The sequence below is a fragment of the Paenibacillus sp. 01T442 genome (assembly GCF_056398345.1).
Genome location: NZ_JBFTPF010000057.1, coordinates 1 through 15,740, shown reverse-complemented (window position 1 = coordinate 15,740; position 15,740 = coordinate 1). Strand labels below are relative to the sequence as shown.

At 43.0% G+C, this 15,740-nt stretch carries 12 protein-coding genes; all 12 read right to left on the bottom strand.

Annotated features, from left to right (window positions below):
* Positions 1-78: 78 nt before the first annotated feature.
* Positions 79-2,181, bottom strand: coding sequence for a polyribonucleotide nucleotidyltransferase (pnp, locus tag AC1DLM_RS27405; RefSeq protein WP_171635850.1), 2,103 nt, complete (start codon positions 2,179-2,181; stop codon positions 79-81).
* A gap of 266 nt (positions 2,182-2,447) precedes the next feature.
* Positions 2,448-2,717, bottom strand: coding sequence for a 30S ribosomal protein S15 (rpsO, locus tag AC1DLM_RS27400; protein WP_028558319.1), 270 nt, complete (start codon positions 2,715-2,717; stop codon positions 2,448-2,450).
* Positions 2,718-2,871: 154 nt separating this feature from the next.
* Entirely contained in the window at positions 2,872-3,819 is a 948-nt protein-coding gene (locus AC1DLM_RS27395; RefSeq protein ID WP_441990497.1) for a bifunctional riboflavin kinase/FAD synthetase, read from the bottom strand.
* 47 nt (positions 3,820-3,866) lie between these two features.
* On the bottom strand, positions 3,867-4,781 hold the full coding sequence (gene truB / locus AC1DLM_RS27390) for a tRNA pseudouridine(55) synthase TruB (RefSeq protein ID WP_477571732.1): 915 nt from the start codon (positions 4,779-4,781) through the stop codon (positions 3,867-3,869).
* Positions 4,778-5,779 carry a DHH family phosphoesterase gene (locus tag AC1DLM_RS27385; RefSeq protein WP_477571731.1) on the bottom strand — a complete coding sequence of 334 codons (1,002 nt, stop codon included), beginning with the start codon at positions 5,777-5,779 and terminating at the stop codon, positions 4,778-4,780. Before AC1DLM_RS27385 ends, truB begins: the two co-directional genes overlap by 4 nt.
* Positions 5,776-6,135, bottom strand: a complete 360-nt coding sequence (gene rbfA, locus AC1DLM_RS27380) for a 30S ribosome-binding factor RbfA (protein WP_056625044.1) — start codon at positions 6,133-6,135, stop codon at positions 5,776-5,778. The genes AC1DLM_RS27385 and rbfA overlap by 4 nt, the downstream gene beginning before the upstream one ends.
* Positions 6,136-6,142: 7 nt before the next feature.
* Entirely contained in the window at positions 6,143-9,070 is a 2,928-nt protein-coding gene (infB, locus tag AC1DLM_RS27375) for a translation initiation factor IF-2 (RefSeq protein WP_477571730.1), read from the bottom strand.
* Entirely contained in the window at positions 9,060-9,389 is a 330-nt protein-coding gene (locus AC1DLM_RS27370; RefSeq protein ID WP_477571729.1) for a L7Ae/L30e/S12e/Gadd45 family ribosomal protein, read from the bottom strand. Before AC1DLM_RS27370 ends, infB begins: the two co-directional genes overlap by 11 nt.
* Positions 9,379-9,696 carry an RNase P modulator RnpM gene (gene rnpM, locus AC1DLM_RS27365; RefSeq protein ID WP_477571728.1) on the bottom strand — a complete coding sequence of 106 codons (318 nt, stop codon included), beginning with the start codon at positions 9,694-9,696 and terminating at the stop codon, positions 9,379-9,381. The genes AC1DLM_RS27370 and rnpM overlap by 11 nt, the downstream gene beginning before the upstream one ends.
* A 29-nt stretch (positions 9,697-9,725) precedes the next feature.
* A complete protein-coding gene (gene nusA, locus AC1DLM_RS27360; RefSeq protein WP_028558311.1) occupies positions 9,726-10,823 on the bottom strand; it encodes a transcription termination factor NusA in 1,098 nt (365 codons plus the stop codon).
* Between the two features lie 36 nt (positions 10,824-10,859).
* A complete protein-coding gene (rimP, locus tag AC1DLM_RS27355) occupies positions 10,860-11,324 on the bottom strand; it encodes a ribosome maturation factor RimP (protein WP_441990501.1) in 465 nt (154 codons plus the stop codon).
* Positions 11,325-11,597: 273 nt separating this feature from the next.
* A partial coding sequence (locus AC1DLM_RS27350) for a PolC-type DNA polymerase III (protein WP_477571727.1) occupies positions 11,598-15,740 on the bottom strand: 4,143 nt, incomplete at its 5' end.

The window sequence follows — 15,740 nt, the reverse complement described above, 5'->3', positions numbered from 1 at the left end:
GAAAAGCAAAAAAGAGACAGATAGATCTGACTCTTTATCCTGAACTATGAATGAAACGCACTCACGATCTACGATTCTCTAGCTTTGTGCAGAGACCTGTGAAGTTAACGTTGCTTTGCGTGAAAGATTTACTCTTCCTTGTTGATCAATCTCTGTAACTTTAACAGTAATTTGATCACCAATGTTCACAACGTCTTCTACTTTCGCTACACGCTCAGTAGAAATTTGTGAAATGTGTACGAGACCTTCTTTACCAGGTAGAATTTCAACGAATGCGCCGAATTTCTCTACGCGTTTCACTGTACCAAGGTAAGTTTCGCCAACGATGACTTCACGTACGATACCTTCAATAATGGAACGAGCTTTCTCATTCATTTCTTGATTCGACGATGCAATGAATACGCGGCCGTCTTGCTCAATGTCGATCTTCACGCCAGTTTCTTCAATAATTTTATTGATGATTTTACCGCCCGCTCCAATGACATCACGGATTTTATCCGGGTTGATGTTCATTGTGAGAATTTTAGGCGCATATTTTGAAAGATTTTTGTTTGGTGTAGAAATACGTGATACCATTTTGCTCAAAATATGCAAGCGGCCTTCTTTGGCTTGTTGCAACGATTGTTGCAAAATGCTGCGGTCGATGCCGTCAATTTTGATATCCATTTGTAGTGCTGTGATGCCTTCTGCAGTACCTGCAACTTTAAAGTCCATATCGCCTAGGTGATCTTCCATACCTTGAATATCGGACAAAATGGAGAAATGATCGCCGTCTTTGATTAGACCCATTGCAATACCTGCAACTGGCGCTTTAATCGGAACCCCAGCATCCATAAGTGCAAGAATACTTGCACAAATACTTGCTTGAGAAGTCGAACCGTTCGATTCCAACACTTCAGACACAAGACGTATTGTGTAAGGGAACTCAATTTCATTCGGGATAATCGCCTCAATAGCTCGCTCACCTAATGCACCATGTCCAATTTCACGACGACCTGGAGGACGCAATGGTCTCGCTTCCCCAACGCTGAATGGCGGGAAGTTATAATGATGCATGAAACGTTTCGTTTCAGTCAGATCTAAACCGTCCAAGATTTGAACATCACCAAGCGCACCTAATGTACAAATACTAAGAGCTTGCGTTTGTCCACGTGTGAACAAACCGGAACCGTGCGTGCGCGGCAACAAGTTAACATCGCACTCAATTGGACGAATTTCTTCTGGTTTACGTCCATCTGGTCTTACTTTATCATGCGTGATTAAGCGGCGTACTTCCTCTTTCACGATATCATAAAGTGTTTCTTTCACATCACCTAGAAGACCAGGTGTTTCTACATATAAAGCTGTGAAATGCCCAACAGCATCTGCATTGACAACATCGATCGCTTCTTGACGAGCATGTTTCTCAGGAATTTTGATCGCATCCACTAATCTTGCTTGAGCAAATTCACGCACCGCGCTATTCACTTCAGCATCAACAGCATGGAGTTTAACTTCCATTTTCGGCTTACCTACTTGCTCAACCAATTCCTCGATAATCGCAACTATCTTACGAATTTCATCATGACCAAACATGATCGCTTCAAGGACAACTTCCTCTGAAACTTCTTTCGCTCCAGCTTCAACCATCATAATCGCATCTTTGGTACCAGCTACAGTTAAGTGAAGATCGCTCTTCTCTGCAATTTCACCAGTTGGATTGATAACGAATTGTCCATCAACACGTCCAACAATCACGCCACCAACAGGTCCGTTAAAAGGAACATCAGAGATCGCAAGTGCAGCAGAAGTACCGATCATTGCAGCCATTTCAGGTGGGCACTCTTGATCAACGCTCATGACGATCGACACGATTTGAACATCATTACGGAAGCCTTCTGGGAAAAGTGGACGAATCGGACGATCCGTCAAACGGCTCGCAAGAATAGCTTTCTCACTAGGACGTCCTTCACGCTTGATAAAACCACCAGGAATTTTACCTACCGCGTATAATCTTTCTTCATAATTCACAGTTAACGGAAAGAAATCTAAATCTTTCGGTCCGCTGGAAGCCGTTACTGTACTAAGCACAACCGTGTCGCCATAACGAACAGTTACAGCTGCATTGGCTTGTTTGGCTAGTCGGCCTGTTTCAAGAATGAACGGCTTACCGCCAAGTTCCATTTGTACCCTTGTCTCCATAAAATCCTCCTAAGGCATGGTTTGAATTTCAAAATATGTGTTTGATAAACATGTACAGAAATCATAAGATCCAGAGACCAATCTGAATCTGCTCCGTATGTATGCAAATAGACAAGCTATGGAGTTATCCTCTATTTCTGCGTTATGTCTAGTATTTCCTTCTTTTCCTGTTTTAAAAATACAAGAAAAAGCAACCATTTGCTGCTCTCTGCCAGAGCTTTATCAAGCCTAGCAAAGGAGCAACAGGTTGCTTCTCATTGTCGGTTTTATCGACGCAAACCAAGCTTTGCAATCAAAGCACTATAGCGGCTTACATCTTTGTTTTTAACATATGCTAGCAACTTACGACGTTGTCCAACCATTTTAAGCAAACCACGACGGGAGTGGTGATCTTTCTTGTGTGTACGAAGGTGGTCTGTAAGGTTAACAATGTTTTCTGTAAGGATTGCTACTTGTACCTCAGGTGAACCTGTGTCGGTATCGTGTACCTTGTGAGTTTGAATCAGTTGCGTTTTGCGCTCTTGCGTAATTGCCATAATCGTTCATCTCCTAAATTCTATTAGTATCCCCGCTAGCCTAGAAAGCGCCGATGAAAACGTCAATCCAAGCTAAGGTTCATGCCAAACGAACAAGTCCATTCGACAACGTTATTCAGTATATCACAATTGACTAGTAGAAGTAAATGTAGGATTAAGTCTCTAACGTCAATTTCTGTCTTGCTTCAGCTGTATCAAGCTTTATTTGAGCAACTAATTCTTCTAGTGAAGTGAATTTACGTTCGGGTCTAAGAAAAGCGATAAGCTCAACCAGAACGGTTTCTCCATATATTTGCTCAGAAAATTCAAATAAATGCGCTTCAAATGATGGTTTGAGTTCTCCTGTCTCAAATGTTGGTTTCACACCAATATTCATGACACCTTGATAAACTTCCCCGCGGACGGTTGCTTTTATTGCGTAGACTCCGTTCGTCGGACTGACATACGGTTCTTCTAGTTGGAGATTCGCTGTAGGAAAACCAAGGGTTCTCCCTCTCTTCGCCCCATCTACTACAGTACCACTTATGCTATAGGGACGTCCTAACAGCCTAGTCACAGTTTCCAATTCTCCAACCTGCAATGCTTCACGTATACGCGTACTGCTCACTTTTTCACCATTCATATGAAAAGGTCTCACCACTTCAACAGAAAATTTCCCGTGACTCAACTCACAGAGTGAATCCGGAGTACCTTTACCTTGAAATCCAAAGGTAAAATCAAAACCACATATGACACTATCCACGCCAAGACGATCAAGGACTTGATCGACGAATTGTTCCGGAGAMAGTCGCATGAGCGAGGCATCAAACGTTACGATGTAAGCATGATTGATGCCCATGCTTTCAAAGATCTCCATCTTCTTCTTCGTGGGAGTCAACGACTCCACATATTTATCTTGCCCCATTACAGCCCTAGGATGGGGATAGAAGGTCATGATGGCAGAGTTTAGTCCAAGGTTCTTAGCCGTTAGCTTTGCCCGTCCTATTACCTCTTGGTGTCCTAAATGTACACCATCGAAGTCACCAATGGCCACCACTTGTTTCCCTACAAACTGTGTTAGCTGATCCAAATCCATCGGATATGATATTGGTATTATTTGCATAAAAGTTCGTTCACCTACCCATTTCAACCCGTCCCGCGACGTTATGATTAAAGGAATACTTTGGCCKGGACCAAGACGTGGCTAGTGCTTTTCCATTCAAACAGACCAAGAAATCGTTCATCTGGAGAATAGGCCCGAAATATGGTTTGTGATGCATCTGCATGAGCCACTCGATTCGCAGCTAGAGCTATTTTCTTACCTTGCAAGGAATGAAGTGCTTCTTGATCAGTGAGGGAGATAGATGGTATGTGTGAKATCGCAATGTCCATTGGAATCATATGCTGCTGCAATGATCCTTCCTCCAGCAATTGAACAATCTGCTCAAAGGTTAAACATTGCTCTTTACGAATATTCCCTGTTGACGTACGTATCAAACTTACCATAACGGCCGGATATCCGAGTGCTTTTCCTAAATCTACACATAATGTTCTGATGTAGGTACCTTTGGAGCACACAGCTCGGAAACGAATTTCAGGGTGCTTCTGATCCAAGTTGAGCTCGAGAATCTCAAGTTCATGGATGGTCGCCTTCCTAGCTTTTCGTTCAACTTCCTTACCTTCTCTCGCCAATTCGTAGAGTCGTTTACCATCTACTTTAACAGCAGAGAACATAGGAGGGATTTGTTCGATGTCTCCTACGAAAGATTCCAGCACTTCACGTACTTGACTTTCGTCAAGTGACACATGAGGCACCTCTTCCAAGACTGTCCCCGTCATATCTTCAGTATCTGTAGATAAGCCAATACGTAAAACAGCTTCATATTCCTTCGGCAACTCTTGAATATATTCAACCATCCGTGTAGCACGACCGATGCAAAGTGGCAGTACCCCTGTCACCTGTGGGTCAAGCGTACCCGTATGACCAATTCTTTTAATACTTAGTATCCTTCTAACTTTGGCGACAACATCATGTGATGTAAAGCCCGCTGGTTTCCAAACAGGCAGTATGCCTTCTAGCGTCATTTCAGCTTGTCCCCTACTTCCTCAACCATTCTAGCAATTGCTTCATCTAGCGTACCATGGATAGTACATCCTGACGCGCGAACATGTCCTCCACCACCTAGTGATTGTGCTACTGCAGCAACATCGACTAGTCCAGAGGAGCGCAGACTTACTTTAATGACGCCAGGTGCCTTCTCTTTAATCAACATGCCCACTTCAACACCCTCAACATTACGAGGATAATTCACTAAACCGTCCAAATCATCGCTCGACGCACCTGTTAACTCTAAATCTGCTAGCGACACAGCAAGCCAAGCTAACTTTCGATCATAGGCAAAGGAAAGTGTGGATAGCGCTTTTTGGAGAAGTACAATCTGTGCATACGTCATTCGTTCAAGTACATGCTCAGCGATTTCAGCACCMTTGACCCCTAACTCCAACATGGAGGCTCCAATTTTCATAACCTCTGAAGAGGTATTTGAGTATCGAAATCCACCTGTATCTGTAAGCAAGCCAGTATAAATGCATTCACCGAAGTAAATATCAGGTTGCAGTTTCATATGTAACGCCAAATCATACAAAATTTGAACGGTCGCCGCGGCATCATGCTTGATTAAATGACAGGAACCAAATTCATCATTTGTTGGATGATGATCAATATTGAGCAGGTTTGCCTGCTCATCAAAAAGAGTGCTGATCCTACCCATTCTGGAGAAATCAGCACAATCAACACTTATGATGGTTTGATAAAGTCGATTCGGTGCCTGTTCACTATAATCAATCGTATGTTTACTACCTGCTAAGTAGGAAAATTTAGAGGGCATAGCGCCCTCATTGATCATTGTGAATGACTTCCCAAGCCGACTTAATATCCAACCTGTTGCATACGTTGAACTGGCGGCATCTCCATCCGGCTGGATGTGAGATACAACCAAGAAATCATCATGCTGCTCGATAAATGCAGCTGCTGCTGCCAGCTGCTGACAGTATTCGGTGGCATGGTTCATTCCGCTATTCATACGTTTGTATTTCCTTCCTGATTGAGCTTATACAACAATTGGTCAATGTGACTACCATAGTCGATAGAAGCGTCAAATTTAAACTGAAGCTCTGGAATCTTACGCAAACGAATTCGTTTGCCTAACTCTGAGCGAATATATCCTGAAGCAACAGAAAGCGCCTTAAGGGTGGCAGCTTTCTCTTCTTCAGTTCCCATTACACTTAGATACACACGAGCCAGGGATAAATCATTCGTCACTTCAACACCTGTAACGGTCATGAAACCAATACGTGGGTCTTTCAGCTCCGCTTGAATGATTTGACTTAACTCTTTCTTGATTTGTTCACCAACTCGACCTACACGAACTCTAGCCATTTTTTAATCACCTCTCAACGGACTCCATGATAAAGGCTTCGATGATGTCGCCCTCTTTAATATCATGATAACGCTCAAGAGATATACCACACTCATAGCCTTGTGCAACTTCTTTTTGATCATCCTTAAATCGTTTCAAGGAATCAATTTTGCCTTCATGAACAACAATTCCGCTACGAACTAAGCGAGTTTGTGCATTACGAGCAATTTTACCTGAAGTTACATAACAACCTGCAATTGTTCCTGAACCTGTAATTTTGAAAACATTACGTACTTCAGCTTGACCAAGAACAACTTCTTTGAAGATTGGATCCAGCATGCCTTTCATCGCTTGCTCGATTTCTTCGATTACGTTGTAAATGATGTTATGCAGACKGATATCAACTTTCTCTTGATCAGCCGTTGCTTTCGCAGCAGGCTCAGGACGAACGTTAAATCCAATAATAATCGCATTGGAAGCAGATGCCAGAATAATATCTGATTCAGTTACTGCGCCAACACCATTGTGAAGAATCTTAACGCGAACACCTTCAACTTCAATCTTCTCAAGAGAGCTTTTCAGTGCTTCTACAGAACCTTGAACGTCACCTTTGATAATCACATTCAGATCTTTCACTTCACCATCTTTAATATGCTTAAAGAGGTCTTCCAGAGTAACACGTGAATTAGCTGTCATCTCGGATTGACGAAGTGCAATCGCACGACGATCTGCAATGTCTCTTGCTTTACGCTCATCTTCATAAGCCAAGAACGGATCCCCAGCTTGTGGAACTTCTGTCAGACCCGTGATTTCAACCGGAGTTGAAGGACCTGCTTCTTTCAAACGTTTACCTTTATCGTTTACGATCGCACGAACACGACCGAAGCATACACCGGCAACGAAGCTATCTCCAACTTTTAACGTACCGTGTTGAATTAGGATTCTAGCCACTGGGCCTCTTCCTTTATCCAACTCAGCCTCAATAACAGTCGCTCTAGCACGCTTGTTCGGGTTAGCCTTGTACTCTTGTACTTCAGCTACTAGCAAAATCATTTCAAGCAAGTTTTCAAGACCAATACGTTGTTTTGCGGAAATTTCGCAGAAAATCGTATCGCCGCCCCACTCTTCCGGAACTAACTCATAAGCCGTTAGAGCTTGCTTGATTTGGTCTGGATTAGCGCCTTCTTTATCAATCTTGTTCACGGCTACAATGATCGGTACGCCAGCCGCTTTAGCATGACTAATCGCTTCTACGGTTTGTGGCATTACACCATCATCTGCTGCAACAACGATAATCGTAATATCCGTAACTTGAGCACCGCGGGCACGCATTGTAGTAAACGCTTCGTGACCTGGTGTATCCAAGAAAGTAATTTTCTTATGATTAACTTCGACTTGATAAGCACCGATGTGCTGTGTAATCCCGCCTGCTTCGCCTTCAGTTACACTCGTTTTACGAATGGCATCAAGCAATGTTGTTTTACCGTGATCGACGTGACCCATGATCGTAACAACAGGTGGACGTTCGAGCAAGTCAGCCTCGTCATCGATTTCTTCGAATGTTTCGAAGTTATCTTCTTCGACTTTGATTTTGATTTCAACTTCAACACCAAATTCGGTCGCAATCAATTGAATAGTTTCCAAATCTAACTCTTGGTTGATCGTAGCCATTGTGCCAAGGAATAAAAGTTTCTTAATAACTTCAGAAGCATCTTTGTGAAGCAATTTCGCTGTTTCACCAACAGTCATATTACCACGAACGATGATCTTCTTAGGTGTGTTATCCACTTTTTCTTTCTTAACCATGTCTTGTTGGTAACGACCTCTGTTGTTTCCGCGTTGGTTGCCTCTGTTGTTGCCACCAGGACCACGATTACCACCAGATCTATTATCGTCAAAACGTTTTGGTGTTGGTTTGGATTTCTTCGTTGTGATCACGCCAGCTTTTGCTGCTGCATCATCCAACTCAGCCGCTGTTGCGCCAACATGAAATTGCGGTTTCGCTTCTTGAACTACTGGTCTTCCACTTTGGTTATTATTGCGGTTCTCGAAAGGCTTGGACTGACGATTAGGGCCAGCACTGCGATTCGGACTAGATTGTGGACGTCCACTGTTCGCGCTTTGACCACTGCTTGCGCCAGCGCCGCCTGCACCTTGATTCGGACGAGTGCCTGCATAATTACTATTCGTGCGAGGTGCTCCGCCTTGTCCTTGGCCGCCTTGGCTGTATCCTTGACTAGCTGGACGACTGCTGTTGTTGTAGCCACCGCTGCTTCCACCTGCAGGACGTTGTCCACTAGGATTGGAACCTTGGTAACCACCCGTACGTTGTCCGCCTTGGCTGGAGCCTTGGCCTGCCGGACGTTGTCCACCAGGATTGGAACCTTGGTAACCTGTACGCTGTCCACCTTGGCTGGAACCTTGACCACTTGGACGTCCACCATTTGGATTAGATCCTTGATAGCCCGTACGTTGTCCGCCTTGGCTATTATTAGGGCGATTTCCTTGGTAGTTGCTGCTTTGACCACTTGGACGTGATTGTGGGGGGCGACTTGACGTATTTTGTGTAGACTGACCTTGTTGTGGAGACGTGGCTCCAGTTGATGTAGTCGGTTGACTAGTTGATTGTTGCTCAGTAGTAACTGGCTTTGCCGCCGGAGTTACTGCACCTTTATTCTCTTGTGCTGGAGCCTGCGATGCAGGATTCTGATTCGTCGTAGATGAACTCACATTTCCTCCGTCCGTAGCTGCTCGTTTGGCAGCTGCATTAGCTTTGATATCTCTAAAAAACTTTTCCACACTGCTAACTGCGTCATTCTCCATAACACTCATATGGTTGTTAACAGGTATATTTAATCGTTTGAGAATGGTAATAATTTCTTTGCTGCTCATATTGAGCTGTTTCGCGTATTCGTACACGCGTGTCTTGTCTTTATTATCTTGTTTATTGGTCAATATGTTTCACCTCCGCAGGATTTTCTTGACTCTTCTGCAGCATCTGCGCGAAGCCTCCGTCCAATACACCTATGGTGACACGCATTTCTTTCCCAATGCTGCGGCCCAATTCATACTTCGTACCGACTTCCATGAGCTTAATCCCATAAAATAGGCATTTATCTTGAAATTTCTTACGTGTATTAGCAGAAGCGTCTTCCGCCATAATAACTAGCTTGGCCTCACCCGAGCGAATGGCTTTGAATACACCTTCGTCACCCGTTACGAGTTTACCGGCTCTCATCGCTAATCCTAATTGATTTAAAAATTTAGGATTCATCTTCTGATTCCTCCTCCTCTTTCGAAGAAAGGAATTCATCTTCAACACGAATGAAATCTTGTTCCAGTTGGTCATAAATGTCTGCGCCTACAGCATGCTTCAGAGCTCTATCCAGGGCTTTGCTTTTCTTTGCCAATTTAAAACAAGAAACTTTACCGCACAGGTAGGCACCGCGCCCAGACTTCTTCCCCTTAAGATCAATGAGAATGTAATCCTCAGGCGTTTTGACGACGCGGATCAATTCCCTCTTCGGCATCATTTCCTGACAGGCAACGCATTTTCTCAGAGGGATTTTTCTCTGCTTCATTCCGATCACCCCTTGTTCCAAACAAAAACTTAATCGATGCTAATCGAATCTTGGTGCATCTCTTCCGAGTAAGTTTTCACTCTGCCATATTCTTGTTCTGCTTGTGTTTCGCTCTTGATATCGATTTTCCAACCTGTTAGCTTTGCAGCTAAACGGGCGTTCTGTCCTTTAATCCCAATTGCCAGAGAAAGCTGATAATCAGGTACAATGACTCGTGCCATTTTTTCATTTTCATGAATCTGAACTTCAAGCACTTTAGAAGGGCTTAGCGCATTCGCTACATACTCTTCTACACTCTCCATCCAGCGAACGATATCAATTTTCTCTCCGCGCAGCTCGGTTACAATTGTTTGTACGCGAAGTCCTTTAGGGCCTACGCATGATCCGACTGGATCAACCTCTGGGTTACGAGAATGAACAGCAATCTTCGAACGGAAGCCTGCTTCACGTGCAACGGAACGAATCTCTACTACGCCATCGAAAATCTCAGGCACTTCAAGCTCAAATAGACGCTTCAACAAACCTGGATGTGTTCTCGATAAAATAATTTGAGGTCCCTTTGTCGTGTTCTCGACTTTCGTAATATAAGCTTTAATACGGTCTCCCTGTTTGAACTTATCCGTAGGCATAAGCTCCGTAAGTGGAAGAACAGCTTCTACTTTGCCAAGGTCAACATAAATATTACGTTGGTCTTGACGTTGCAGGATACCCGTTACGATATCTTCTTCTTTATCGATAAACGCATTATAAATTAAGCCACGCTCGGCTTCGCGGATTCGTTGCGTTACAACCTGTTTAGCGGTTTGTGCAGCAATACGTCCAAAATCACGAGGCGTCACTTCAATTTCAACAATATCTTCCAATTGGTAGTTCGGATTAATTTCACGCGATGCATGAACAGAAATTTCCAATCTTGGATCCAATACTTCCTCTGTTACGGTCTTCCGTGCATAAACCTTAATAAGACCCGTATGTCGATTGATATCTACACGTACGTTCTGTGCCGTGTTGAAATTACGTTTATAACTTGAAATCATCGCCGCTTCAATAGCATCAATGAGTAGCTCCTTGGAGATACCCTTCTCTCGTTCAATTTCCGACAGCGCTTCAATAAAATCCGTGTTCATTTGAACTGAGTCCCCCCCTTCAATAAGTAACGATTACTAAAATACGATAGCGAGACGTGCACTAGCTACTTTGGCAACCGGAATGCTGATTTTCTTTTTACCAATCTCAATCACGAGTACTTCCTCGTCATAAGACTGCAACAACCCTTCAAATTCCTTAGAACCGTCGATCGGTTCATACGAAGTAACAAATACGTGACTATTCACGGCTTTATAATAATCTTGAGTTTTCTTAAGCGGACGTTCTGCTCCAGGAGAAGAAACTTCCAAGAAATAAGCATCAGTAATCGGATCTTTCTCATCCAATTGAACACTTAAGTATTCACTGATGCGGCCGCAATCATCTATATCAATTCCGCCTTCTTTGTCAGCATAGACGCGAAGGAACCAATTGCTGCCTTCTTTGACATATTCAATATCCACGATTTCAAATCCATTTTGTTCAACAAAATCCTTCAGCATGTCCTCAATGATGGATTTGATTTGTTCTTGTGTAGCCACAGATATGTGTACCTCCTAAATTGACTTCTCCTTGTCGTATCCCGAAAAGTCCTATATCAAAATGTAAAGAGTGGGTTTCCCCACTCTTTAATCACAAGATGATATCCTCATTATTGCCAATAAAAATTATACCATAACCATTCTTTGCATTACAATAGCAAACTTGTTAATCATTTTCACTTGACAGCCTAAAGTTTTCTTTAGAAAACTCGCTTCGTAAGCATCTACTTTAAAGTTTTTCGAAGAAAAAGTGACTTCTTAAGCATCTTATGACTAGAACAATGAGAGTTGATTGGATTCAGGCAACCCGCGGAAGCAACCCATTGAGCTTAACAATTCAATTACCGTTTTGGAAGCTTTGGAACGATTCTGGAAGTCCTCAATGGATAAGAAATCCCCATCATCCTTAGCAGCCGCAATGTTTTTAGCCGCATTTTCACCAATTCCTGACATCGCTGCAAACGGTGGAATTAAGGAATTGCCATCAATGATAAACTTCGTTGCATCGGAGCGGTAGATGTCAATCGGCTTGAAACTAAAGCCGCGTGACGTCATTTCCAGTGACATTTCAAGAATTGAAACCATAGCTTTCTCTTTCGGTAGTGCTTGGAAACCTTTCGCTTCAATCTCTACGAGTTGTCTGAGAATCGCATCATATCCTTGGCAAAGCAGTTCAAGATCAAAATCAGCTGCGCGGACACTAAAGTAAGTAGCATAGTAAGCTATCGGATGATACACCTTGAAGTAAGCAGTACGAACGGCGGAGATAACGTAAGCTGCAGCATGCGCTTTTGGAAACATATACTCAATCCGTTCGCAGGATTCAATATACCAAGCGGGAACATTACAGCGTTTCATCTCTTCTTTCCATTCGTCGGTAAGGCCCTTCCCTTTACGAACGCTCTCCGTAATTTTAAAAGCAAGACCAGCATCCATTCCCGCTTTGTAAATCAGATACAGCATGATATCATCCCGACAGCCAATAACTGTCTTAATGTTACAAATCCCTTTTTTGATAAGCTCTTGCGCATTCCCCAACCAAACGCCTGTTCCGTGTGACAACCCTGAAATTTGCAATAAATCGGCGAAAGACGAAGGTTGCGTTTCTTGAAGCATCTGACGAACGAATTTGGTTCCCATTTCGGGAACGCCATACGTAGCCACAGGAGAACGAATTTGATCTGGCCTTACGCCTAGTGCATCCGTAGAATTGAAGATACTCATCGCCTTGGCATCATTCATTGGAATCGTTGTTGGATCGATGCCTGTCAAATCCTGAAGCATTCTCATCATCGTCGGATCGTCGTGCCCCAGAATATCTAATTTGAGCAGGTTCGCATCGAAAGCATGATAGTCAAAATGTGTCGTCATCCATTCTGAATTTTTATCATCTGCAGGGAATTGAACCGGTGTAATATCATCAACCTCAATGTAATCAGGAACAACAACAATACCGCCTGGATGCTGCCCAGTACTTCTTTTGACCCCCGTACAGCCTGAAGCCAACCGCGCAATTTCTGCACCGCGCCATTTCTGACCTTGTTCTTCTTCATATTTCTTTACGAATCCGAAAGCCGTTTTCTCAGCAACAGTACCGATTGTCCCTGCCCGGAATACATTCTTAGGTCCAAAGATCTCCTTCGTGAAGTTATGTGCAACCGGCTGATAAACCCCTGAGAAGTTCAAATCGATATCGGGAACCTTGTCCCCTTTAAATCCTAAGAACGTTTCGAACGGAATGTCATGCCCATCCCCTTTTAAATTCCCGCCGCAGGAAGGACATACTTTGTTTGGCAAATCGAAACCACTCGGAACACTACCGTCAAGGAACCATTCACTGTGCCTGCAGGAAAGGCATATATAGTGAGGTGGCAATGGATTAACTTCTGAAATCCCTAACATCATGGCAACGACAGAGGAGCCAACGGATCCCCGAGAACCTACCAGATAGCCATCCGCATTCGATTTTTTCACGAGACGTTCGGAAATCAAATAGTTGGCAGAGAATCCGAATTTAATAATCGGAACTAGTTCCTTCTCTAGTCGCGCAATAATGACTTCGGGAAGCTCTTCCCCGTACATACTTTTCGCAGTTTCATAACAGGTTGTTCGAATTTCTTCGTCTGCACCCTCGATAATAGGTGTGAATAGCTTGTCTGGGAAAAGCTCGATAGATTCAAACCGATCGGCAAGATCATTCGTACTGCGAATGACAACCTCAATTGCCTTTTCTTCACCCAAAAACTTAAACTCTTCGAGCATTTCTTTTGTTGTACGGAAATGTGCGTCAGGCTTTTTCACTGCTTTCAGCGGACTAAAGCCTGTAATCCCATTGATCGTAATATCCCGACACACTTTCTCACGCGGATTCAGATAATGAACGTTCCCAGTGGCAATGACCGGCTTACCCGTTTTATAACCAATTTCACATACACGACGAACAGCATCCTCTAGATCTTCTTTAGAACCAACCAAGCCTTTTTCTACGAGATGCATATTATAGCTAACGGGTTGAATTTCGAGAATGTCATAGAATTCCGAAACCTGTTCAGCTTCCTCAATCGTTTTATTAAGAACAGCTTCGAAAAATTCCCCTTTCTCGCATCCAGAGGTGACTAGAAGTCCATCTCTGTGTTCGACCAATACACTTTTGGGGATTGTCGCAGCTCGCTGCAAATAGGTAGTATGAGACAATGAGATCAGTTTAAATAAATTTTTCTTGCCGACTGGGTTGAGTGCGTAAATACAACAATGAAAAGGGCGCTGATTCGAGAGGTCTTTCCCCACATAATCGTTTAGTTTAGCTAAGCTCGTAATTTGACGATCATTAGCCTCATTAATTAAATGGTATAGTACATGTCCAAGAGCAATCGAGTCATCAATCGCACGGTGATGATTATCAAGGCCCACTTTGAATTTATCCGACAATGTGTTTAATCGGTGGTTTTTCATAGAAGGAAAGAGAAATCTAGCTAGCTCCAACGTATCAAGAACAGCATTCGTAACCTCTGGAAGGTTCATGCGCTTTAAATTCGCTTGGAGAAAGCCCATATCAAATCGCGCGTTATGTGCGACAAGCACACAGTCTCCAATAAACTCAACAAACTTAGGCAACTCGTCCTCAATATCTGGAGCATCTTTGACCATATCATCATTAATATTCGTTAATTGTTGAATGTTATAAGGGATTTTCTCGTGTGGATTAATGAATGTTGCAAAGCGATCTATTTCTTTCCCATCCTGCATTTTAACGCCTGCAAGCTCAATAATTCGATTATTGATAACAGAAAGTCCTGTCGTCTCCACGTCGAAAATAACATAAGTGGCTTGTTTCAAGTCAAGATCTCGACCATTCATGACAATAGGTACCGAATCATTAACTACATTCGCTTCAACACCATAAATCACTTTAATCCCATGCTTTTTGGCCGCTTTTCCGGCATCAGGAAAACATTGAATATTGCTATGGTCTGTAACAGCAATCGCTTTATGACCCCATTTTGCCGCCATTTTCACATATTGATCGATAGGTGTCAGTGCGTCCATCGTGCTCATCGTCGTGTGCAAATGAAACTCTACTCGCTTCTCAGCAGCGTCATCCATACGATCCCTTGGTGCCATCACTTCGTATAGATCATTCGGAATCATCACCAGCTCAGGAATTTGCATGAAACGATCATACTCAACTTTCCCTCTTGCTCTAATCCAAGTCCCATTGGCAAGAAGACTCATGATCTTCACATCGTCCTTGGTCTTCGCAAAAACCTTCATTGCTAGTGAATCACTGAAATCTGTAATATTGAAAGTGAATAACGTATTGCCATTTCTTAATTCTTTGACATCCAAGCCAAATACAGTACCTTGTACAGCGATTTTCTTCTCTTCTTCTTGGATATCCTTAAGTGGCGTAGGAACTTCTTTTATATCAATGCCCATGACTAGTTTCAGATCACCCTCAGGCAAGGACGACTCTTCTTCCTCCATGTCGATGGACATCATGATTTCTTGTGTATATGATTTTTCACMTTGCTCGCGCTGCTTTGCAAACTTCTCATATTCCGCAACGATTTCTGTAGTATCACTTATGGCATATTTGACAGATAGCTCTGTTTGAAAAAAGTTATGAAAAAAATTCCGAATAAACATATCGATATTCTTTTTCTTCGCTAATTCTAAACCTATAGCATCTAACATGATCAACGATAGGGCATTCCCCTGTACTTCGAACCTAGCTTTGGACAACCAACCATTTACAGAAGGGACTTCTCGCTGTAACCATTCCATAAATAATACCCAATACTCCTCAACKAGAGCAGCAGGTTCTGCTTGTTCATATTTCMAAATAAACCGAATTTTTGCGATCTGTGCAAACTTCTCTTGAATCATTTTACAAAATGATTCAAGAGAAGTTTGCAC

Bases quoted from the DNA above. Each gene is read 5' to 3' on its own strand.
- pnp (WP_171635850.1), bottom strand. From the start codon at position 2,181: ATGGAGACAAGGGTACAAATGGAACTTGGCGGTAAGCCGTTCATTCTT.
- rpsO (WP_028558319.1), bottom strand. From the start codon at position 2,717: ATGGCAATTACGCAAGAGCGCAAAACGCAACTGATTCAAACTCACAAG.
- rbfA (WP_056625044.1), bottom strand. From the start codon at position 6,135: ATGGCTAGAGTTCGTGTAGGTCGAGTTGGTGAACAAATCAAGAAAGAG.
- AC1DLM_RS27370 (WP_477571729.1), bottom strand. From the start codon at position 9,389: ATGAATCCTAAATTTTTAAATCAATTAGGATTAGCGATGAGAGCCGGT.
- rnpM (WP_477571728.1), bottom strand. From the start codon at position 9,696: ATGAAGCAGAGAAAAATCCCTCTGAGAAAATGCGTTGCCTGTCAGGAA.
- nusA (WP_028558311.1), bottom strand. From the start codon at position 10,823: ATGAACACGGATTTTATTGAAGCGCTGTCGGAAATTGAACGAGAGAAG.